A 22,297-nucleotide genomic window follows, 5' to 3' on the forward strand; every position below is an offset into this window, starting at 1 on the left:
GAGTAAATTTTAAAAGGGCAAATTTTAAACGTGAATATACTTGACAAAAAGGCAATGTATAAAATTCATACCTATATTTCGCTGATATTTTGCATTCCGCTAGTTATCGTTTGCTTTACGGGCTCTGTTTTGGTTTATAAAGACGAGATAAATAATATCTTAATGCCAGGCGTCATCTACGTCGTAAAAAATAGCGACGAAAACGAGCAGAAAAGTAGATTAAAATTTGACGAGCTAAGAGAAAAAATAGAAAAAGAGTATCCGCATCACGAGATCGTAGGGTGGAATATCGACGCAGATCCCCAAAAAACGGACAAAATTTGGCTGTTAAAGCACGGAGCGGGCGAAAAAGAGTGGGCGTGCGTGTATCTGGATGCTTTTAGCGGAGAGATAAAAAGCGACCTCGTGCCGCACGATAGCGGATTTATCGGCGTTATAACCGAGCTTCACGAAAATTTGCTTCTTGAAAAAAGCGGTCAAATTTTGCTTGGGCTAACGGCGATTTTTGCTTTTATTATTTCGATCAGCGGCTTTATCGTTTACCGAAACTTTTGGGCAAATTTGCTGCGTCTTCGGTTTGCGCGCATGACTACTTTTATGAGCGATTCGCACAAATTTATCGGCGTTTTTTCTACGCCCGTTATCTTTGCGGTCGCGCTTAGCGGGGCTTGGTGGGAGCTTAGGTTTATGTTTATGCCACCTTTTGATAATTCAAAATTCGTAATCGGGCCGGAAATTTATGACAAAAATATCTCTATCGACGCCCTGGTACAAAGAGCGGCCTCGGATATGCCCGGATTTAGGACGCACTACGTTAGCTTTCCGTTTTTTGATGGCGCAAATATCACGCTTTACGGGCAAAAACCGAGTCAAGGTTTCCTGCATAGCCAGTACTCAAGCACCGTTACTTATGATAAAAATAGCGCAAATTTAATCGATGTAAAAGATATAGAGCTAGCAAGCAAAACGGATAAATTTTTATCGACGTTTAGGCGAGCTCACTACGGCGACTATAACGCCGCGACCAAGTTTATCTGGTTTTTGTGCGGTTTAGCGCCGCTTGCGCTTAGCGTTTCGGGGATTTATTTATGGATAAAAAGATCAAATTTTAAAAGGGGAAAAAGATGAAAAATAAAATTTTACTTTCGGTTGCGGCGATAAATTTGCTCGCGTCCGTTCAAATTTTAGCCGCTCAAAACGGCGAGAGTTCAGCCGGCAAAGAGACGCTACAGGCCGTCGAAGTCACTAGCGAACAAAGGCGCGACGACATCAAATACAACGCAAAAGAGCTTGTAAAAAGCACCACGAGGCTAGACCTCACCTCGCGCCAAACGCCTCAATCGCTAACCGTCATCACCGAGGCCAGACTAAAGGATCAAAATATCAACGACTATCAGGTGCTTTTACGAAATATCCCCGGCGTCACGCTTAGCAAGTGGGATGAGCGCGTATATCCTACGGCTAGGGGCTTTAAGATAGATTATTATTTGCTTGATTCGATGCCTAGCTTTGGCGGATTTAGCCTAGGCGCAAACGATATGAGCTTGCTACCATATGAACGCGTCGAAGTCGTAAAGGGCGCAAACGGCCTGCTAGCGGGTGCCGGCAATCCGGCGGCTAGTTTAAATTTTATCCGAAAAAGAGCAAATTCTAAAGAATTGACGGGAAATTTCAAACTAAGCGCGGGCTCGTACGATAGATACGGCGTATCGGGCGACGTGCAGACTCCAGTGACTGCTGACGGCAGCGTGCGGGCTAGAGCGTCGTTTATGCATGAAAAGTCGCATTCGTATATGGACTACTATAACCGTAAAAACACCGCTATCTACGGCGTTGTTGATGCGGATATCATGGATAGCTCGTGGCTAAGCCTAGGCGCTTTTTATCAGGAGCTAAAGCGTCACGGCATACGCTGGGGAGGAATGCCGGCATTTTACAAAAACGACGCTAGGCGCGAGTTTAGTAAAAATGAAATTTTCTCTCAGCCTTGGACTAGGTGGGATATCAAGACTTTTGACGTTTATGCCGATTTTAGGCACTACTTTGAAAACGAAGCCAGCCTAAATCTCTCCTACTCCTTCCGCCGCGCAAATACGGACTCAAATCTACTCTACTACGGCGGCAAGGTAAATTTAGACGGTACGGGCGATGTTAGCGGACTTAGCGTCTATGCAAACAAACGCGAAGAAAATATCCATAACATAGACGCTTACGTAAATCTGCCGTACGAAGCGTTTAGCTTGCCTCACGAGGCGGTTTTTGGCGCTATGTACAACAACTATAAAAAAAGCTCCGACAACGTCAGCAGCTACTGGAATAGCCGCACGACTCCGGCAGGCCTAGCCTATGCGGCGCGCACCAGGATAGATTTTAACAACCTACACCTAGACGACCCGAAGCTACCTTACGCCGATCAAAACAACGCCGATAAAACGGTGCAAAAGGCGGTCTATTTCGCTAATAAATTTTCTATCACGGACGAGCTTAAGTTTTTGCTAGGAGCCAGAATGAGCTACTATAAGTACCGCATCACGGGTGGCAACGGAAATAGAAATTTCACTCAAGAAATCACGCCGTATCTAGGTATCACTTACGATATCGGCGAAAACCACACGCTTTATGCTAGCTATACAAGCATCTTTAAACCCCAAACCGTAAAGGATATCAACGACAAATACTTAGACCCGGTCCAAGGCAAAGACTATGAGCTCGGCATAAAGGGGGATTATTTTGACGGCGCGCTTTCGGCTTCGTTTGGCGTATTTAAGGTTGTTCAAGATAAACTAGGCGCAAGAACGGGGCAAAAGATCCCAGGCACTACGACCGATGCGTACGAAGCTAAAAAAGGCGTGACGAGCAAGGGCTTTGAGGTAGACGTAAATGGCGAGATAAATCAAAACTTAAGCCTAGGTCTTGGTCTCACGCACTTTAACGCAAAGGACGCAGACGGTAAGAAATTTGACACCGAAAGCTCGCGCACTACGGCAAATCTCTTTGCTAAATACTCTATAGCGGACTTTAGAGCGGGTGCGGGAGTGCAGTATAAAAGTAAAATTTACGTCGGTAGCGGCGCAAATGAAATCACGCAAAAGGCCTATACGCTGGCAAATTTGATGTTTGGCTACAAGATAAGTAAAAATTTCGACATCCAGCTAAACATCGATAACGTATTTAACAAAAAATACTTCGAGGGCATCGGAAACAACAAGATGGTTTACGGCGATCCGCGAACGTTTAATCTAGGCTTTACGTATAGTTTCTAAGTGATTTTTGGATTTTGCCGCGCGGCTTGGTTTGCGAGCATGATATAAATTTGGCGCTTTTTGTCGGTATTAAATTTGTAAATTTATGAACTACGATAGGCGCCGAATTTAGATATAAAATTAAGCGTAAATTTATCTTAACGTGCTAGAAATACTCTTTTAATGAGCAATAAATTTGTTACAAACTCGGTACAGTTTGATTGTAATTAAGTTTTTAAAGTTTATTTTAAGCATTATTTTGGCGAACGTAAGGTAAGATTAAGGCAAATTTCTCTTAAGGCTAAATTTTGAAACGCGCTCTTGTTCAAGCTATCTCGCATGTTGTCGTTTTTGCGCTGGTTGCGGCGTTTGCTAGCGGTTGCGCCGCTCAAAAAAAGGCGACTCCCGCACCCCAAAAGCCGGTTACGCAAGCTGAAGTTAAGCACATCTGCGACGCCAAAACTCCAAAAGAGTGCAATGATACGGGCGTAAAATTTGAAAACAGTAAAGACTACGAGCGCGCGAAGCTCTACTACCAAAAGGCCTGCGACGACAACGAGGGTATCGCCTGCTCAAATCTAGGTTCGCTACATCAAAAGCTAAAAAGCAAGGAGGAGAGCGAGATTTTGACGATATTTGCGAAATCCTGCAAGCTCGGTAACAAGTACGGTTGCTATAACGCGGCTAACTTTTACCGCCTCGGACGCGGTACGGAGCACGATTTTGCCGCAGCGCGTAAGCTATACGAAAAGTCGTGCTTAGAGCTAAATCACGCGCAAAGCTGCTCAAATCTGGGCGGTATGTATCAGTTCTCGCTAGGCGTAAAAACCGCCGATTCTAAAATGGCAAAAAAATTTTACAAAATGGGCTGCGAGATGGGCGATGAGATAGGATGCAGGAACCTTTCTCTTGTCGGCGGTGAGTAAAATTTATTTATACTTTCTTGATTTTACCGCCAAATTTGACGATTCTACAAGTATCCTAATCAAAATTTGACTGAGAGTGTTTGTGATTTGAGCCAAATTTGCCAGTTTGGAGAAAAGCACCGTCGCTTTTATGACGCAAAATCTAAATTTAAGACTTCCACCTAAGCGTGAAGGTTGTTTCTTTACCAGGCTCACTTTCGCAGGTTACGGATATGGCGTTGTTTTCACAGGCTCTTTTTACCAAATTTAGCCCTATGCCAAAGCCGCCTTGGTCTTCGTTAAACCGCGTGTATCGCTCGAAAATTTTATCTTGCTGCTCTTTACTTAGCCCCTCGCCGCTGTTTGATATTTTTAACTCGCCGTTTTTAAGGCTAACGGCGACGTAGCCGTCTTGGTTTGCGTATTTTACGGCGTTGCTTAGTAGATTATCCACCGCTCGTTTTAGCTCGTAGCCGTTTGCATTTATGAGAGCGTCATTTAAATTTAACCTTAGACCAAGCCCTCGCTTGGCAAAAAATGGAGCGAAAAACTCGAGCCGCTCGTTTAAAATATCTTTCAAATTTAGCTCTTCTTTAGGCGCGCAGCGCTCGGCGCCAAACGATAAATACGTGAGATCCTCATAGGTGCGGCTTAGCGTTTTGGCGGCGGTTTGGATGTTGTTTATGCGTTTTAGATTGCGCTCGCTTAGGCTGCTTTTATCCGCCGTTTCGATGCTCATGAGTATCACGCTAAGGGGCGCGTTTAGCTCGTGGGTTGAGTCTTTGATAAAACGATTTAGCGCGGCGATCTTGGCGTGAAGCGGCGCTAGTGCGGTCTTTGCTAGATAAAAGGCGATTATCATGATGACGCCTAAAACGATGAGCGAATTTAATGCCGTTCGCAGCCGTAGTAAATTTAGCTCGCTCGTGACGTCCTTGCCGCTTAGTGCGATTTTTGCCGTCGCTAGCTCGTCCGCGCCGCCTTCGTCCATGTTTTGCAAGGCTTCAAATATCGTCACCTTGCCGTCTGCTGCGACCGAGCTACTCTGTGCGTCGTCAAATTTAGCGCAGCCCGCCTCGCCGTATAAAATTTGACCGCTTTTGGCTACGATGCAGGCTTTGACGTCTTTTTCTGCGGTAAAGCTTTCTACCGCGCCAAGCCCATCCATACGCGCTTTCATATAGATACCCATCTTGATCTCTTTTAGGTTTTTGACCTCGTTTGAGACGAGGGATTCTTTTTTCATCTTATAGTCGTTCGTGAAAAAATATCCTAAAAATAGGGTGCTAGTGATGAGATAAAGCGAGAGAATTTTGGCTATAACGGCGGAGCGCTCAGCCATAGATATAGCCGTCGCCTCGCCTGTTTACGATCGCGTCCTTGCCTAAAATTCGGCGTAAGTTTTTAACGTAAACTCGCAGGCTTAGCTCGCTAGGCTCCTCGCCGTAGTTCCAAATTTTCTCAAATATCGCCTCTTTGCTAAGCAGCGTGTTTTTGTTCTCCAAAAATAGCGCCAAAAGTTCGCTTTCTTTGTTTGAGAGGCTTACGATTTGCCCGTTTTGCCGGAGCGTTTTGGAGCTTGGATAAAATTTATATCCGCCATTAAGCTCGATAAATTCGTCATTTACGTGAGAAAATTTGCGCTTGATTAAAATTTGAATACGAAGCAAAAGCTCTTTTAGCTCGTACGGCTTTTTAAGGTAGTCGTCGCAGCCGCTTTTGTAGCCGATCTCTAGGTCTTGCAGTGCATTTAGCGAGGTGGTAAAGATCGCAGGCGTGTCGTCGCCAAGCCGCCTAAGTTCGCGCAAAAGGGAGAAACCGTCGCCTTTAGGTAGCTTGACGTCAAGGATGAGGATATCAAAATTTCGCTCGTAGGCGGTATCTAGAGCTGCTTTAGCATCGGCGCGAACGGTCACGTCGTAACCTTGTTCGCTCAAATACTCGCTGATGAGTTCGCTTAGCGTCTCATCGTCCTCTACGAGCAAAATTTGCGTCATTACATCTTATCCTTTTTCATATCTTTCATATCGTCTTTCTTTTTACCCATATCGTCTTTCATCTCTTTCATGTCGCCCTTCATTTCGTCCTTTTTTATCATCATATCGTCTTTTTTCTCCATCATGGCGTCCTTCTTTTCCATCATGGTATCTTTTTTCTCCATCATATCGCCTTTCATCTCGGCGGCAAAGATAGAACCTGTAACGAACAACGCGCTAAGCGCAACTAAAGCTAACTTTTTCATAGCATCTCCTTTGGGAAAATTTATGATGGAAGTTTAGCTAAGAAATGTGAAACGAGCGTGAAATTTAAGCCATCAGGCTAAAAACAAACGATAAAAGCGGCAAACTAACGAAGCTAAACGCGACTCCGACGGCCACTGCGGCGACAGCTAGCTGGCTATCTAGCTCTGCTTTCATGATCATCGCGCTTGCTAGCACCATCGGCGGCATGGCGCACTGCAGGATGCCTATCATCCAAATTTGACCGAAATTTACGCCAAAAACTATCGTGGCTAATATAAAAATAAAAGGCGCTAGCAGCATCTTGCCGATGATAACGACGGCGGTTGATTTATAGCAGCTTTTGATACTGCGAAAACCAAGCCCGATGCCGATCGCAAAAAGCGCGACTGGAACGACGCTCTGAGCAAAAAGAGTAAGCGCGTCAAATAGCACGCTTGGAAGCGGAACGCCGCGGAGTAAAAAGCCTAAAATAAGTGCGACAAACGGCGGAAATTTGACCACTTTCATCACGTTTTGCACGATCGAAACCTTTGCCGGAGCACCGAAAGCTAATACAAAAGGCCCAAAAATGCTAATCGGGATCGAGGTAGCTAGCTGATCGTAAAAGATAACTTCGTTCATCGCATCCTCTCCGAAAAAGCCCTTAATGATAGGCATGCCCATAAATACGGTGTTTCCAAACATTCCTAGCAGTACGGCGCTCACGGTCGTGGCTTTGTTAAATTTTAAAAATTTGCACGCTAAAAATATCGCCGCAGCGCCCAGCATCGAACAGGCAAAACCCGTGGCGATGACGTTTATAAGCGTGGTGTCGATGTTTACGTGGTAAATTTTATCGAAAATCAGCGCCGGAAGCGCGAAGCAAAGCGCGTAGTTTATGAAAACGGAGGCGTTTTTTTGCTCAAAGACCTTAAATTTTTTCGCCCCGTAGCCGGAAGCGATAATGATAAAAATGGATAATAATTGCGTAAACATTTGCGTAATCCGAGTTATAAATTTTAAAAAACCGATTATACGGCGGCTTGCATTAAAGAAAAATAAAATTTAATTGAATTACTTAACATCGCCTTAACGGGTTTTTGTATATAATCTCGAGTTAAATTTAAAAAAGCGAGAAATAATGAAAAAACTTATCAAATTTATCGCGGTTTTCGCCGTGCTAGCAGGGGTTGGTTACTATTTTTACGATAAAAATTTTAACATCCCGCAAGTCGATCAGTTTATCACCTCAAAAGCCGTTCGTGGCGAGCTGGTAAAAAGCATCGAAAGTAACGGCGAGATCTACGCTACCGAGTTAATCGACGTTGGCGCGCAAGTCGGCGGTCAGATCAAAAAACTATACGTCAAACTAGGAGATGTCGTAAAGGCTGGCGATATGATCGCTGAAATCGACTCGGCGACCCAGCAAAATAACGTAGATACAAAAAAAGCGCAGCTTGGAATTTATGAAGCGAAGTTAAATTCGGCCAAAGTCGCGCTTGAGATTTCAAAGACCAAATTTAAGCGTGAGCAAGAGCTTTTTGCCAAAAACGCAACCTCGAAAGAGGAGTTTGAAAACGCCAAAAATACCCTAGCCGCAAACGAAGCCTCGCTAAAAGAGATCGAGGCGCAAATCGTGCAGGCTAAAATCTCTCTAAACACCGCTCAAATCGACCTTGGTTATACTAAAATCACCGCTCCAAAAGGCGGCGTCGTGGTCTCCGTGCAGGTTGAGGAGGGGCAAACCGTAAACTCAAACCAAACTACGCCAACTATCGTAAATATCGCCGATCTAAGCAAAGTCCAGCTAAAAATGGAGATCGCCGAGGGCGACATAACTAAAATCAAGGTCGGCTCGAAAGTCGAATACTCGATACTCTCCGAGCCAAACCGTAAATTTCACGCTCATATTAGCTCGATAGACCCTGGCCTAACCACGCTAAGCAATGGCAAATACAAAACTACCTCAAGCTCGGGCACGGCCACCTCTAGCTCCAGCAGCTCGGCGATCTACTACTACGCTAAGGCCGTTGTAGATAATCCTGACGGCACGCTAAGGATCGGCATGACTACGCAAAACACAGTCATCCTAGATAGCGTTAAAGACGCCGTCATCGTACCATCGATCGCTATCAAAAAAGAGGACGGCAAAAGCGTAGTTTACGTATTAAAAAAAGGTAAAGACGGACTAGATACGGCTGAGCGAAGAGAGGTACAGACGGGACTAATAGATAGCCTAAAAACTCAAATTTTAAGCGGAGTAGAGGAAGGCGAGGAAGTCGTGACGAAGCGAAATTCGGCGGCTGAGATCAGCGAAATGCTTGAAAAAGAGAAAAGAAAAATGGGCTTTTAAGGTAGTATCTTGAAAAATTTGATAGAACTTAAAAATTTAAGTAAGAAATTTAAACTCGGCGATAACGTGTTTGACGCGCTAAAAGACGTAAATTTAACCATAAAAAAGGGCGAGTTTATCGCTATCATCGGACAAAGCGGATCTGGTAAATCCACGCTCATGAACATCCTTGGCTGCCTAGATAACCCAAGCGGCGGACAGTATCTGCTAGAAGAGCGCGACATATCTAAATTTGAAGGCGACGAGCTGGCGCGTCTGCGCAGAGAAAAATTCGGCTTTATCTTTCAGCGCTATAACCTTCTATCTACGCTAACTACGCTGCAAAACGTGGCTTTGCCTAGCGTATATGCGGGCGTTTCTAAAAAAGATCGCGAGAAAAAGGCCGGCGAGCTTTTAGAAGGACTCGGTCTTGGCGAAAAGCTGCAAAACTTACCCAGCAAACTTAGCGGCGGACAGCAGCAGCGAGTCTCGATCGCTAGGGCGCTCATAAACGGCGGCGAGATCATCCTGGCAGATGAGCCAACGGGTGCGCTAGATAGCAAAAGCGGCCTCATGGTCATGGATATCTTGACAAATTTACACAAAGACGGACACACGATCATCATCGTCACGCACGACCCAAATATCGCCGCATACGCAAACCGCGTCATCGAGATAAAAGACGGTAAAATTTTGAGCGATACGGTAAAAAGCGAGGAAATTTTCGCCTCCGAAAAGCCAGCCGTAAAGCAAAAAAATATCTTTAGCTTTTACAAAGATCAGTTTATCGAGAGCTTTAAAATGTCGATAAACGCGATCCTTAGCCACAAACTGCGCTCGGTGCTAACGATGCTTGGCATTATCATCGGCATTACCTCCGTTATCTGTGTAGTGGCGCTAGGGCAGGGGTCGCAGGAGCAGATACTCTCCGATATACGAGGTATCGGCACAAATACGATCGACATCTACAACGGCAAGGGCTTTGGCGATAGATCAGAGCGCATAAAGGCTCTAACAATCAGCGACGCGACGCTACTATCAAAACAAGACTATCTTGATAGCGTCACGCCAAACGCTTCAACCTCCGCGACTCTGACATATAGAAACAAATCCGCTAGCGCGACCGTAAGGGGCGGCAGCGAAGATAGCCTCGATGTCATGGGTTACAAAATGGAGTCTGGGCGTGAATTTACCGCTGATGACGTGAGAGACTCAGCCTCTGTCGCGATCATCGACCAAGCTACAAAGAATGAATTCTTTAAAAATGCCGACCCAGTTGGAGAGACACTACTCATCAACCGCCGTCCGTTTAAGATAATCGGCGTCTTGCAAAAGCAAGAAAAGGGCTTTGACGATGGTAGCACATTAAAGGTCTATACGACCTACACGGCGATCATCAATAAACTAACTGGCGACAAGCACATAGCCTCGATCACCGCAAAGGTAAAAGACAATATAAATGCCCAAATAGCCGAGCAGAGCATAACTGAAATTTTGACCGCAAAGCACGGCAAAAAGGACTTTAAAACAAGAAATTCTGACAGCATAAAAGTAACGATAGAAGAAGCGACAAAGACGATGACGCTACTGATCTCTTGTATCGCGTTTATCTCGCTGCTAGTTGGCGGTATCGGCGTGATGAACATCATGCTGGTCTCAGTCACCGAGCGCACCAAGGAGATCGGCATCCGTATGGCGATCGGCGCGCGTCAGGGAAATATCCTGGAGCAGTTTTTGATCGAGGCCGTGTTGCTGTGCCTGATCGGCGGGCTTATTGGCGTCGGGTCGGCGTTTAGTATCGGCTATCTAACGGAAAATTTCGCACCCGATATCAAGATGATATTTTCGCAGACCTCTATCGTGGTCGCACTCGTCGTTTCTAGCGCAATAGGCGTGATATTTGGCTACATGCCGGCTCGCAGCGCCTCAAAGCTAAATCCGATCGACGCTCTTTCAAGGGAATAAAAATGAAAAAAATCTCCATAATCCTAGCCGCTTTTTTGCTCGGCGGCTGCGCAGTAACGCAGATAAACGAAAACTACGAGCAAATTTTGCTAAAAGACGATGCAAATTTGACGGCGAATTTTAGGCTGGAACGCGAGTGGTGGCGAGGCTATAACGAGCCCGCGCTAAACGAGCTAATCAGCCTCGCGCTAAAAAATAATATAGATCTGGCAAAATCAGCCATCGTCGTAAATAAAGCCCTCGCGCAAGCAGGCGTCTTGCAGGCCGATCTCGTGCCTAGCTTTAACGCAAATTTGGGCGCGGAAACGGGGAAAAATATAAAAACGGGCGGTAGCTGGAGTGAAAGCTATAAAAGCGGCATATCGCTAAGCTACGAGATAGATCTATGGCGCAAGCTCGCAAACTCCGCAGACGCCGCCATGTGGGAAGCAAACGCGACCAAATACGACCTAGAGGCTGCTCGTCTCGCACTCATTAACTCCGTCTCAGATGCGTATTTTGAGGCAAAATATCAAAAAGAGAGCATAAATCTATACGAAAAAACTCTAAAAAACTACGAGGAGCTTGAAGCCATCATAAAGGCTAAATTTGAGCTCGGTAAGGAAGAGGAGCTAAGCTTAAAACAGGTAAAAAGCTCTGTAATCTCGGCTAAAAATAGAATTTTAAACGCAGCCAAGAGCCTTGATGCGGCAGAAAAAACGCTAAGAAATCTGCTAAATGTTAGGCCCGAGTTTGAGTTAAATTTGAGCGGAAATTTGAGCGATATCTCGCCGCAGGGCGTAAATTTAAATGTGCCGCTTTATGTTATCGGCGCGCGCCCTGATTTGCAGGCTGCGATATCGCGTATCAAAGAGGCGCTTTTGGGGGTCAAGGTTAGCGAAAAAAGCTTTTATCCAAGCATCACGGTAGGAGCCGGCCTTAGCGGTAGTGGAGATAGCGCGAGCGAGGGGCTTAAGTTAAATTTTTTAAGCGGAAATATCGCGATAAATTTGCCGTTTTTAAATTACTCCAAGCTTAAATCAAAGCTAAAAATCTCCGAGCTAGAGTTTGAAGCAATGAAGCTAAACTACGCGCAGACGCTAACCACCGCGCTAAACGAGATAGACGCGAGCTATAAAAATCTGCAAAAAGACGAGGCGGTCTTGCGAAATTTAAACGAAAATTTGCGAAATCTAAGCTCTATCAGCGACATATATAAACTCAAATACGACTACGGCAAAACCGAGCTAAAAAACTATCTGGAGGCGCAAAATTCGCTACTTGAAGGCAGGATCGGTGCGCTAGCGCAAAAGTATAAAATTTTGCAAGACGAAATCGGTATCTATAAAGCTATGGCGGGAAAAGCGGAGTAAATTTGACTATGTCGCGCCTGATTTGCAGTTTTGATTTGGGGCGAGTTAAATTTGCAGCGAATTTGACGGTGAGCTAAAATTAGCTAGCTGCAAATGACCTGACAAATTTACTCGCGTCGTTTGCCTAGAAAATAAAACAGTCCCGCTAGCGTCGCAAAAAGAGCAAGCATAGATCCGGCGACTACTGCCGTGCCGTTTTGAAAGCCGTTTAAAAACATCCCGTTCGTGTTCATTCCGAAAAATCCCGTGATCAAATTTAGCGGCAAAAATAGCGCCGAAAGCAGCGTCAGTATATAGATGTTTCGGTTGATTTTGTCGTTTTTTACGCTTTGGATATGCGCGTAGATATCGTCCAGCTCCGCCCCGCACTCGGCAACTACGCTTTTTGCGGCGCCGGTTTCGGCGATGAAGCGTTTTAGCGGTTTTTTAAGCGCGGTTTGCTCGTTGGCGCAGGTTATCAGCGCGTCTTGCAGGCGCGAAATTTTATTATAGAATTTGCTAATTTCGTATTTTAGCTCGGCGTGTCGCTTCATAAATTCAGGATATTCTTTTGGCTTTTTGTAAATCGTCTCGAAACTCTCCAAATGCCCTAAATAGCGTGAAATTTTCTCCTTATGAGAGTTTAAAATTTTTTTGATCGCAGCCGTTAGCTCGTCTATACTCGTGCGCTCGCTTAGCGCTTCGTCGGTAAAAATTTCGCCGTCTTTAAAGAAAAATTTGTAATGCGCCAGCTGCGCGGAAGTGGCGAAATTTAAGTATTCGTAACTCTCGGCGTAAAAATATCCCGTAACCGCTCTGGCGCCGGGCTTTAAATTTTGCGAATTTTCGCTCATTTGGCTTGCCTTTTTGCGTAAAATTCTCTTCTAAATTCGGCGAATTTCCCGTCCTTTATCGCCTCTCTCATTTGCTTCATCAAATTTAAATAATAGTGCAAGTTATGCAAGCTCGCTAGTCGGAAAAACGTCAGCTCGCCTGCGCGGTAAAGGTGACTAAGATATGCGCGCGAGTAGTTTTGGCATGCGTAGCACTCGCACTCGGGATCTATCGGAGCGCGGTCGGTTGCAAATCTCGCGGACTTGATATTTATCTTACCAAAACTCGTAAATAGCGTGCCGTTGCGAGCGTTTCGCGTCGGCATCACGCAGTCAAACATATCCACGCCGCGAGCCACGTTTTCTACGAGGTCTTCTGGGGTGCCTACGCCCATGAGATAGCGCGGACGCGCCGCGTCGATGTATGGCATCACGGCCTGCACGGTGTCGTACATCTCTTGATTGCTCTCGCCTACGCTAAGACCTCCGATAGCAAGCCCGTCAAAGGGCATCTCGCACAGCGCCTCAGCGCAAAATTTACGCGCCGCCTCGTCCGTGCCGCCTTGGATTATGCCGAATATATTTTGCGTGAGCCCTTCGCCTTTGTTTTGCTTAAATTTATGATAGTCTATCGCCTCGCGCGCCCATTTTATCGTGCGTTTGATACTTAGCTCCACGCGCTTTTTTTCAGCCGGAAGCGCGACTAGATCGTCTAGGATCATCATGATGTCGGAGTTTAGGTCGTACTGGGTATCTAGCACCGAGCGCGGCGTGAAATAGTGCGTGCTGCCGTCGATATGGCTTTTAAATTTGATACCGTTTTCATCGGGCTTTGAGATTTTACTTAGCGAAAAGGCCTGAAAACCGCCGCTATCGGTTAAAAACGAGCGGTTAAATTTAGTAAAGCCGTGCAGGCCGCCAAGCTCTTTTACGACCTTGCTGCCGGGGCGCAAGTAGAGGTGGTAGGTGTTGCCTAGGATTATTTGGGCGTCTAAAATCTGCATCATATCCACGGCATCTAGGCTTTTTACCGCACCTACGGTGCCAACTGGCATAAACACGGGCGTTTTTATCGTCGAGTGGGCGGTCGTTAGCGTGCCCGCGCGCGCCGCACCGTCCGTTTTATCTATACTAAAAGTCATTTTGATATAATAGTCCCTTTAAATTTGGAGTTTTAATGAAAAATATCTTGATAGTTGCGGACGGCATTGTAGCGAAACATTTCTTAGAAAGACTATTTGTAAGCAGAAGTAGCACGCATCACTACGTAGTTATCGCTTGCGGAGACGAGGATTACTCGGACGTAAATTTAGAAAATTTTACCTTTTACCGCTTTGATCCCACGAGTCTTGATAGACTGAGGCAAGTAGCCAGCGGTTATTTCAGCCAGTTTATGATAATGCTAAAAGACGGCTTTGATACGGTCAGCGTCTATAATAACCTGCGTCAAATCAGCAAAAAAACAGAAATTTTGATGCTCGATCTTTGGGGGCTAGGCGGACTAGAGGACGACTCGCATCTAACCGTCTTGGACGCGCGAGCGGTACTAACGGCTAGACTCATGGACTTTTTACCCGACATCCCCGTCGTAGCCGATAACGTAGGCCTTGGCAAGGGCGAGATAATGGAAGTAAAAGTACCCGTGGGCAGCTCCTTTATGTACCGCCACATCAGCTCGATAACGCAGAAAAAATGGCGCATAGCGATGATTTATCGCGGTTCAAATTTTATGATTGCAAAGCCAAATTTAATGATCCTGCCAGGCGACGTTTTGCTAATAGTGGGCGAACCAAGCGTGCTTTTAAGCGTGTTTAGAAGCGTAAAAAAAGAAACGGGGCAGTTTCCAAGCCCTTTTGGACATAACACTTATCTGTTTTTAGATATGCGCGCTATGGGCGAAGAGGCTTGTTTGCGACTGCTAGAACAGAGCTTAAAACTGCACGAAAAGCTAAATAGCAAACGCCTCTACGTCAAGGTCGTAAATCCGACGTTAAATTTAGCCTACGAGAGGCTAAAATCGGTCGGAGACGAGAGGGTTGCGGTAACGTTTGATTTTTTCGGCCGCGGCGTAGAACAGATAAAAGACGACGTATTTAAAAACGACGTCGGGTTAATAGTAACCGATAATAAATTTTTCTCGGCTCATAAAAGGATGCTTTTTGAGCTTAAAAGGCCGGTAACTACTATCGGCCGAGGCGACGTGGACGAAATAAAAAAAGGCGTGATATTAAGTAGCGGTTTTGGCGACGAGATAGAAAACCAATCAGCCGTCATTATGGACTGCTGTGCGCAGCTAGATACGCAAATCTCGCTATATCACTTCGGCGCGCCTAGCGGCGGCGAGGGCGCGGAGGAGCATTTTGATAGTCTTTCTAAAATTTTTGGACGTAAGGTCGAGATAGTCGAGGATAGAAATATAAATCCTATTTTAAAGCTAAAAAATGAGCAAAATTTGCTTCAGTTCGTGCCTTTTAGCAAAAAAATAAGCAGGCCCGATCCGTTTGCGGCGTTTTCAAATGATATGAACCGTCTGCACTCGCGCCTTAGCGACAACTATCAGATTTTTATACCGATAAATTAGGCTATTTTGGATAAAATAAAATCGGAGAATAAGATGAAAATAGATATAAAATTTGACGGCAAGCCTGGCTATGGCGTCTATATAAACGAGTTAGAAGAGCTTAAATTTGACGCTAAAGTCGCTATCGTGACAAACGCAAAAGTAGGCGGGCTTTATCTGCAAAATTTACTCTCGCTCATAGACTGTCCGCAAAAATTTATCATCAGCGTTCCAGACGGCGAAGAGTATAAAAATATGCAAACGATAGAGGCGATCTTGGAGCAGCTTTTCGTTAGCCGCCTTGATCGCAGCAGCGTGATCATCGCGCTTGGCGGCGGAGTGGTGAGCGATATGGCGGGCTTTGTTGCGAGTATTTTTGAGCGCGGGATCAAATTTATAAACATCCCCACGACCCTGCTAGCGCAAGTGGATGCTAGCGTAGGCGGAAAAACGGGCGTAAATAACAAATTCGGCAAAAATCTAATCGGCTCGTTTTATCAACCTAGCGCCGTTTACTGCGAGACAGGGTTTTTAAAGACGCTTGAAAAGCGCGAATTTGCCGCGGGACTTGCAGAGGCTGTAAAGATGGCGGTAACCTTTGACGAAAATCTATTTTCATGGATGGAGGGCGCAAATTTGACGGATGAGGCGAATTTGCAAAATTTGATCTACCGCTGCGTGCAGATAAAAGCTGCCGCCGTAGAAGCCGACGAGCGCGAAAAAGGAGTGCGTGCGGTGCTAAACTACGGTCACACCTTCGCTCACGTGATAGAAAACGAAACGAACTATAAAAAATATCTACACGGTGAGGCGGTGGCGATCGGGATGAATATGGCTAATGCGCTAGCGGTGAAGCTTGGCCTTATGAGCGAGGAGCAAAAGGCGCGCGTGGCGGAGCTTTTAGTTAAATTTGACTTGCCAACAAGCTACAAGGTGCCAAACGCAGACGGCTTTTACGAGGCGTTTTTTCTCGATAAAAAGGCGGAAAACTCAGCGATCAAATTTATCTTGCCGCGAGGTATCGGAGACTACGAGATACGAAAAGACGTGCCGCGCGAGCTCGTGATGGACGTTTTAAGAGAGTTTAAATGAGAAAAATTTTATTTATTTTATTTTTTGCGATCTTTGCTTATTCGCTAGATGATATACCTAGCGATTTTAACGGGACAAAAGAAGCTCAGTTATCCGAGCTAAACGCGTCTTTGTCGTTTATCGAGGACGAGTTAGCCGATAACATCTGGGCGACTCGCTACTCAAACTACAACACCTTTCAAAAGCTAAGCGCGGAGCTCGATGAAATCGAAGCAGCGATAAAAAGACAGGCTAAAAATACCGAAAAAGTTCTCGAGCTACAAAAAAAACAAAGCACGCTAAAAGAGCAGATTGAGCTTTTAAGAGAGTTTCAAAAAGCGCCGTTTTCTAGCATGATAACGGCTCCCGAGATAGAAATTTTACAAAAGATAACCAATCCCGTCGCCGTGATCTCGGGCTTTTCGCACATAAAGCAGCTAAAAAGCGAAAAAGACGAGTATAAGCGCCGACTAGATGGGCTTTCTAAGACGACCGACGAGCTAGCTAGAAAAGAGCAAATTTTAACCCAGATCGTAAATTTGAGCGACGACGCGCGCTTTCAAGCCGAGCTTGCCGAGGCCAGACAGGAACTAGCGGAATTTAACGCCGCGGCCGACATCGCAAAAACAACCTACGGCGTGTATGAAAAGCGCGTAAACGAGGCGATAAACCGCACCAGCGAGGATATCAAAGCGCAGATGAAAAAGGCGCTTGATATCGGTATATTTATCGTCGTCGTGATCGGGCTTTCGTTTTTGTTTAAATTTATCATCAAAAAGACGATTACCGACAATGAGCGCCTATACACGGCGAACAAATTTATAAACCTAGTAAATATCACGCTCATAATCATGATCTTGCTTTTTGCTTATATAGAAAACGTGACCTATCTCGTTACGGTGCTGGGCTTTGCGTCTGCGGGTATCGCGATTGCCATGAAAGATATGTTTATGAGTATGCTCGGCTGGACGGTCATCGTTTTTGGCGGTAGTTTTCACGTCGGCGACCGCATAAAGGTGCGCAAAGACGGAGAGGATGTCGTGGGCGATATCATCGATATCTCGCTACTTAGGATGACTATTTACGAGGATGTCACGATCGTCACGGTAAACTCAAACCGCAGAGCGGGGCGCATTATATTTGTGCCAAATAATTATATCTTCACCGATCTGATCGCAAACTACTCGCACCACAGTATGAAGACCGTTTGGGACGGTATAGACGTCGTTTGTAGCTTTGATTCTAATCACAAAAAAGCCGCTCACATCATCAAAGATATCGCGCGAAAATACTCCAAAGGCTACACGGAAATCGCCAAAAAGCAAATGAGCAAGTTGCGAAATCAATACAGCATAAAAAACCCGAACGTCGAGCCGCGCGTGTTTACCTTTATCGAGCCTTACGGTGTGAAAATTTCGGTCTGGTACATGGCAAACACCTTTGCCACGCTATCTTTGCGAAGCACGATAAGTGCGGAGATAATGGAAGCCATCGCCAGCCATGACGACATCGTGATAGCCTATCCGACGCAGACTTTATATATGGATAGACGCGTAAAAGCAGGCGAAACAAAGCCGATGGGCGAAGGCGACAAGGAAAAGCATGAATCCTAACTCAAATTTGACCCAGCAAGAGCCGCGCCGAGAAAAGGTATTTTTTAAAACCTTCGGCTGCCGCACGAACATCTACGACACCGAGCTGATGAAAAGCTACGTCAAAGACTACGATATCGTTAGCGACGAAAACGAAGCTGACATCGTAGTGGTAAACTCCTGCACGGTCACAAACTCCGCCGATAGCGGCGCGCGCAGCTACATAAACGGCATAAAAAAACGCGGCGCTAGAGTGATACTAACGGGCTGCGGCGCGGTGAGCAAGGGTAAGGAGCTGTTTAACAAAAGCGCGGTTTTTGGTGTGATAGGCGCGAGCAAAAAAGAGGATATAAACGCGCTGCTAAAGTCGCAAGATCCGTTTTTCGAGCTGGGAAATTTAAAAAGTATCGACAAAAATATCGTAACAAACTACGAAAATCACACCAAAGCCTTTATCAAAATCCAAGAGGGTTGCGACTTTGCGTGTAGCTACTGCATCATCCCGGCCGTTCGCGGCAAGGCGCGCAGTATGGATGAGGAGGCGATTTTAAAAGAGGCTAAAATTTTAGCCTACAACGGCTACAACGAGCTAGTGCTAACGGGCACAAATATCGGTAGCTACGGCAAGGATACGGGCTCAAGCCTGGGCCGCTTGCTAGGACAGCTCGGTAAAATAGGCGGCATAAAGCGCATAAGGCTTGGTAGTATCGAACCAAGCCAGATAGACGAGAGCTTTCGCGAGATTTTAAAAGAGAGTTGGCTAGAGCGGCACCTGCACATCGCGCTTCAGCATACGAGTGAGGCGATGCTACGTATCATGCGGCGGCGAAATCAAGCCTTTAGGGACTTGGAGCTGTTTTTGGAGCTTAGCCAGATGGGTTTTGCGCTAGGAACCGACTACATCGTTGGGCATCCTGGCGAAAGCGAGGAAATTTGGAGCGAGGCGCTAGACAATTTTAAAAAATTTCCGCTCACGCATCTGCACTGCTTTGCGTATTCGCCGCGCACGGGCACGCACTCGGCGGATATGAAAATGGACGTTAGCGGCGACGTGGCGAAGGCTAGGCTTAAGGTTTTAAAGCAAATCGTAGCGGAAAATAATTTTAAATTTAGGCAAGAGTACGCTAAAAAGGGCGGGAGCCTAAACGTACTCGTCGAGCAGCTAAACGGCGAATTTTACGAAGGTTTCGATCAGTTTTATAACAAAGTAAAAATCAAAACGGATAAGCAAATTTTAAAAGAGTGGGCGGTCATAGATAAATTTGAAGTAAAAAGCGAGGGCGACTATGCACAAATTTAAGCTAAATAAACAAAAGATCATCGTGATTTTGACGGCTATTTTGGCGGTTTTGCTAGCCGTTGCGGTAGGTAGAAGCCAGCCCAAAAGCATAATGTACGAAAGCTACGAAAAGCTGCTAGAAGGCGACATGATCGCAAGCGCGACCGTAAACGGCGGCGAGCTAGAGCTCACGACAAAAGGCGGTAACAAATATATCATCGTGAAAGACGGCGTAGATATGCGTGCTCTAGTGCAAAAAGTGCCAGTCGATCTAAAAAAAGAGACGCCAGTACTGGATGAAATTTTAGCCGTGCTGACGCTGCTTGTTATCTGTTTTGCGGGGCTTGCGGTTTATGCGAGGTTTAAAAAACAAAAGCTCGCTGCTCAAAACGAAAATCAAAAAGCAAACGTCTACGAGTACGATAATATCGCCGCTAGCTCGGTAGCTCCTGCTATCTCAAACGTCAAATTTGACGACGTGGCGGGCATAAAGGACGTCAAATTTGAGCTAAGCGAGATCGTGGATTTTCTAAAAAATCCGACGAAATATAAAAAATTCGGCATCAAAATGCCAAAAGGCGTGCTGATGGTCGGGCCTCCCGGAGTGGGCAAGACGCTAGTGGCAAAGGCCGTCGCGGGCGAGGCGGGAGTGCCGTTTTTTTACCAAAGCGGCGCTAGTTTCGTGCAAATTTACGTCGGCATGGGTGCAAAACGCGTGCATGAGCTGTTTTTAAAAGCTAAAGCCTATGCGCCCTCCATCATCTTTATCGACGAGATCGACGCCGTGGGCAAGGTACGCGGCGGCAACCGAAACGACGAGCGCGAGGCTACGCTAAATCAGCTGCTAACGGAGATGGACGGCTTTGAGGATAACTCGGGCGTCATCGTGATCGCTGCGACTAACCGCATCGAGATGATAGACGAGGCGCTACTGCGCTCGGGGCGATTTGATAGACGAATTTTTCTTTCGATGCCTGATTTTGCCGATAGGGTCGAGATTTTAAAATCCTATCTAAAAGATAAAAACACGAGCGTAGAGGCGCAGGACGTGGCGCGTATCAGCGTCGGTTTTAGCGGGGCGGCGCTTTCTACGCTGGTAAACGAAGCCGCGATAAATGCGCTAAGGCGCGGCGGCGAGATAATCGAATTTAGCGATTTTGAAAGCGTTTTAAACAAAGTCCTGCTCGGTAAAAGAAGGATTTTAAGCTACAACGACGAGGAAAAGCGCATCCAAGCGCTCTATCAGGGCGCAAAGGCTTTGGCTGCGTATTGGTTCGGGATAGAATTTGAAAAAATTTCGCTCGTCGAGGAGCAGTTTATGCGCCCCGAGCGAGAGATAGAGTCGCGCTCGCAGATGTTTGCGCGTATCAAGGTCTGTTTGGCGGGCATGAGCGCGCTAAAGATGGTCAAAGACGATACCTTTTCAAACTCCAACGCCGATATCCAAAAGGCCCGTGAGATAGCGCAAAACATGGTTTTTGAGTACGGCATGGGGCATACTTTTACGCCGAGTGCGGCTGAGGCCGAGGAGCTACTGCAAGAGGCATACGCCGAGGTCGGAACGTTTTTAGCGGGTATGAAAACGCAGCTAGAGCGTATCAGCGAGCATATTGAGATATATGAAAGTATCGACAAAGACGCGCTGGGCAAAATTATCAAAGAGTATTACAACTAAATTTAAGGAGAAAAAATGAAAGCAAAAATAGGCATATTGACGCTGAGCGACCGCGCTAGCGAAGGCAAATACGACGATCTGTCGGGCGCGGCGATAAAAGAGGTTTTGGATGGCTGGATAACGAGCGAGCGCGAGTATTTTTACGAGGTGATTCCCGATGAGATCGAGCTCATAAAAGAGCGCCTAAAACAAATGATAGACGTGCTAGGCTGCGATCTAGTGCTAACGACGGGCGGCACGGGACCGGCTCCTCGCGACGTGACGCCTGAGGCGACCGAGGCCGTATGCGAAAAGATGATGCCAGGCTTTGGCGAGCTAATGCGCGCAGCCAGCCTAAAATACGTCCCCACAGCGATCCTATCGCGCCAAACGGCCGGCATCAGAGGGCACGCGCTCATCGTAAATTTACCCGGCCAGCCAAAGGCGATCAGAGAGTGCTTGGAGCCCGTATTTCCAGCGATTCCGTACTGCATTGACCTCATCGGCGGCGCATTTATAGAGACTGATGAGAGCGTGATGAAGGTGTTTCGCCCGAAACAAAAGAAAATTTCATAATCCACGCGTGCTAAACTTTTTTGAAAATATAAATTTAAAGGCTACAAGGCTGCTTGAGGGCTATTATTCGCTCTTTTGCGGCCTTTTTACGCTTTGCATCGGCGTTTACGCGCTCGCACTCGTTTTTAGGGTCGAGTGGCTTTTGCTTGCCGCTAGCGCTTGTATCTATGCGTGTTTCGTCCTACTTGCGTTTCGTTCGCTTTTTTGGTTCGTCTTGAGTCTGATTTTCTCGCCTGTTTTTGCTATCGTAGTACGCGAGCGTTATGATGAAAATTTGCTTTTAGACGCCGTTTTTGCGCTTATGTGGATATTTTGCTGGCTGTTTTTATCGCTAGCCGTGAGTGAAAATATTTCAAAACTAGGTAACGAAATCGTATCTAAAATTTTACGCATCGCCGCGCTTGTTGCCGTGATCGGCGTTTACTACGTCAGTATCGAAAATAGCCTAAATTTACAAGCTATTTTAAAAGATACCGTTACGCTTCGCATCGTGCTTATTGCCATAAATATCTACATGTTTCCTTCCCTTATCACGCTTTTGGCGCTTGATTTGCGTGGGTATTATTTGGAAAACAAAGACATAAAAAGGGCTAAATTTTCATTTTTTAATTTCACTAAAGAAGCTTTAAAAGTAATCAAATTTATTGCCTTAAGGCGTAGAATTTAAACGCATAAACTTTTTATACAGTCTCTAAAAACGCTATTTTTGTAAATTTGAGAGATAGAAAACTGTTC

19 protein-coding genes are annotated in these 22,297 nt (G+C 45.9%); 13 read left to right on the forward strand and 6 right to left on the reverse strand.

What is annotated here, in order from left to right; translation table 11 throughout:
• The first annotated feature begins 54 nt into the window (after window positions 1-54).
• The 3 genes from CSUNSWCD_RS03740 to CSUNSWCD_RS03750 all read left to right on the forward strand — a co-directional run bounded on the left by CSUNSWCD_RS03740 (window position 55) and on the right by CSUNSWCD_RS03750 (window position 4,168).
• On the forward strand, window positions 55-1,128 hold the full coding sequence (locus CSUNSWCD_RS03740) for a PepSY-associated TM helix domain-containing protein (protein WP_034964310.1): 1,074 nt from the start codon (window positions 55-57) through the stop codon (window positions 1,126-1,128).
• Window positions 1,125-3,263 carry a TonB-dependent siderophore receptor gene (locus tag CSUNSWCD_RS03745; RefSeq protein ID WP_009494318.1) on the forward strand — a complete coding sequence of 713 codons (2,139 nt, stop codon included), beginning with the start codon at window positions 1,125-1,127 and terminating at the stop codon, window positions 3,261-3,263. The genes CSUNSWCD_RS03740 and CSUNSWCD_RS03745 overlap by 4 nt, the downstream gene beginning before the upstream one ends.
• 287 nt (window positions 3,264-3,550) lie before the next feature.
• Entirely contained in the window at window positions 3,551-4,168 is a 618-nt protein-coding gene (locus CSUNSWCD_RS03750; protein WP_009494319.1) for a tetratricopeptide repeat protein, read from the forward strand.
• A gap of 148 nt (window positions 4,169-4,316) precedes the next feature.
• Here the strand turns inward: CSUNSWCD_RS03750 and CSUNSWCD_RS03755 are convergent, their stop codons facing one another.
• The 4 genes from CSUNSWCD_RS03755 to CSUNSWCD_RS03770 form a co-directional block, all read right to left on the reverse strand.
• Window positions 4,317-5,489, reverse strand: a complete 1,173-nt coding sequence (locus CSUNSWCD_RS03755; RefSeq protein WP_009494321.1) for a sensor histidine kinase — start codon at window positions 5,487-5,489, stop codon at window positions 4,317-4,319.
• The gene (locus CSUNSWCD_RS03760; protein ID WP_009494322.1) at window positions 5,482-6,144 is read right to left on the reverse strand and encodes a response regulator transcription factor; all 663 of its coding nucleotides are present in this window, start codon (window positions 6,142-6,144) and stop codon (window positions 5,482-5,484) included. Before CSUNSWCD_RS03760 ends, CSUNSWCD_RS03755 begins: the two co-directional genes overlap by 8 nt.
• Window positions 6,144-6,389 (reverse strand): hypothetical protein, encoded by a 246-nt coding sequence (locus tag CSUNSWCD_RS03765; RefSeq protein ID WP_002944746.1) that lies wholly within the window; start codon window positions 6,387-6,389, stop codon window positions 6,144-6,146. Before CSUNSWCD_RS03765 ends, CSUNSWCD_RS03760 begins: the two co-directional genes overlap by 1 nt.
• 64 nt (window positions 6,390-6,453) lie before the next feature.
• Window positions 6,454-7,365: an AEC family transporter gene (locus CSUNSWCD_RS03770; protein ID WP_009494323.1), complete on the reverse strand. Its 912-nt coding sequence runs from the start codon at window positions 7,363-7,365 to the stop codon at window positions 6,454-6,456.
• 145 nt (window positions 7,366-7,510) lie between these two features.
• Here CSUNSWCD_RS03770 and CSUNSWCD_RS03775 point away from each other — a divergent pair, with 145 nt between their 5' ends.
• The 3 genes from CSUNSWCD_RS03775 to CSUNSWCD_RS03785 are packed head-to-tail and all read left to right on the forward strand — an operon-like array spanning window position 7,511 to window position 12,018.
• Entirely contained in the window at window positions 7,511-8,722 is a 1,212-nt protein-coding gene (locus CSUNSWCD_RS03775; protein ID WP_009494324.1) for an efflux RND transporter periplasmic adaptor subunit, read from the forward strand.
• Between the two features lie 18 nt (window positions 8,723-8,740).
• Window positions 8,741-10,666, forward strand: coding sequence for a MacB family efflux pump subunit (locus tag CSUNSWCD_RS03780; RefSeq protein WP_034964340.1), 1,926 nt, complete (start codon window positions 8,741-8,743; stop codon window positions 10,664-10,666).
• A 2-nt stretch (window positions 10,667-10,668) separates the two neighbouring features.
• The gene (locus tag CSUNSWCD_RS03785; protein ID WP_009494326.1) at window positions 10,669-12,018 is read left to right on the forward strand and encodes a TolC family protein; all 1,350 of its coding nucleotides are present in this window, start codon (window positions 10,669-10,671) and stop codon (window positions 12,016-12,018) included.
• A 107-nt stretch (window positions 12,019-12,125) separates the two neighbouring features.
• Here CSUNSWCD_RS03785 and CSUNSWCD_RS03790 read toward each other — a convergent pair whose 3' ends face one another.
• Window positions 12,126-12,851 (reverse strand): CorA family divalent cation transporter, encoded by a 726-nt coding sequence (locus CSUNSWCD_RS03790; RefSeq protein WP_009494327.1) that lies wholly within the window; start codon window positions 12,849-12,851, stop codon window positions 12,126-12,128.
• Window positions 12,848-13,972 carry a tRNA guanosine(34) transglycosylase Tgt gene (gene tgt / locus CSUNSWCD_RS03795; protein WP_009494328.1) on the reverse strand — a complete coding sequence of 375 codons (1,125 nt, stop codon included), beginning with the start codon at window positions 13,970-13,972 and terminating at the stop codon, window positions 12,848-12,850. The genes CSUNSWCD_RS03790 and tgt overlap by 4 nt, the downstream gene beginning before the upstream one ends.
• Before the next feature lie 35 nt (window positions 13,973-14,007).
• On the opposite strand from tgt, the gene CSUNSWCD_RS03800 reads away from it, so the two are divergent.
• From CSUNSWCD_RS03800 to CSUNSWCD_RS03830, 7 genes are read left to right on the forward strand one after another with little or no spacing between them, the layout of a single operon-like run.
• Window positions 14,008-15,411, forward strand: coding sequence for a COG3400 family protein (locus CSUNSWCD_RS03800; protein ID WP_009494329.1), 1,404 nt, complete (start codon window positions 14,008-14,010; stop codon window positions 15,409-15,411).
• Window positions 15,412-15,444: 33 nt separating this feature from the next.
• On the forward strand, window positions 15,445-16,482 hold the full coding sequence (aroB, locus tag CSUNSWCD_RS03805; RefSeq protein WP_034964311.1) for a 3-dehydroquinate synthase: 1,038 nt from the start codon (window positions 15,445-15,447) through the stop codon (window positions 16,480-16,482).
• Complete coding sequence (locus CSUNSWCD_RS03810) at window positions 16,479-18,074, forward strand: mechanosensitive ion channel domain-containing protein (RefSeq protein ID WP_009494331.1); 1,596 nt, start codon at window positions 16,479-16,481, stop codon at window positions 18,072-18,074. The genes aroB and CSUNSWCD_RS03810 overlap by 4 nt, the downstream gene beginning before the upstream one ends.
• Window positions 18,064-19,353 (forward strand): tRNA (N(6)-L-threonylcarbamoyladenosine(37)-C(2))-methylthiotransferase MtaB, encoded by a 1,290-nt coding sequence (gene mtaB, locus CSUNSWCD_RS03815; protein WP_009494332.1) that lies wholly within the window; start codon window positions 18,064-18,066, stop codon window positions 19,351-19,353. Before CSUNSWCD_RS03810 ends, mtaB begins: the two co-directional genes overlap by 11 nt.
• Entirely contained in the window at window positions 19,340-21,007 is a 1,668-nt protein-coding gene (locus tag CSUNSWCD_RS03820; RefSeq protein WP_009494333.1) for an AAA family ATPase, read from the forward strand. Before mtaB ends, CSUNSWCD_RS03820 begins: the two co-directional genes overlap by 14 nt.
• 15 nt (window positions 21,008-21,022) lie before the next feature.
• The gene (mog, locus tag CSUNSWCD_RS03825) at window positions 21,023-21,562 is read left to right on the forward strand and encodes a molybdopterin adenylyltransferase (RefSeq protein ID WP_009494334.1); all 540 of its coding nucleotides are present in this window, start codon (window positions 21,023-21,025) and stop codon (window positions 21,560-21,562) included.
• A 7-nt stretch (window positions 21,563-21,569) separates the two neighbouring features.
• Window positions 21,570-22,229: a hypothetical protein gene (locus tag CSUNSWCD_RS03830; RefSeq protein ID WP_009494335.1), complete on the forward strand. Its 660-nt coding sequence runs from the start codon at window positions 21,570-21,572 to the stop codon at window positions 22,227-22,229.
• Window positions 22,230-22,297 lie beyond the last annotated feature (68 nt).

This window comes from Campylobacter showae CSUNSWCD (genome assembly GCF_000313615.1).
GTDB lineage: Bacteria > Campylobacterota > Campylobacteria > Campylobacterales > Campylobacteraceae > Campylobacter_A > Campylobacter_A showae_A.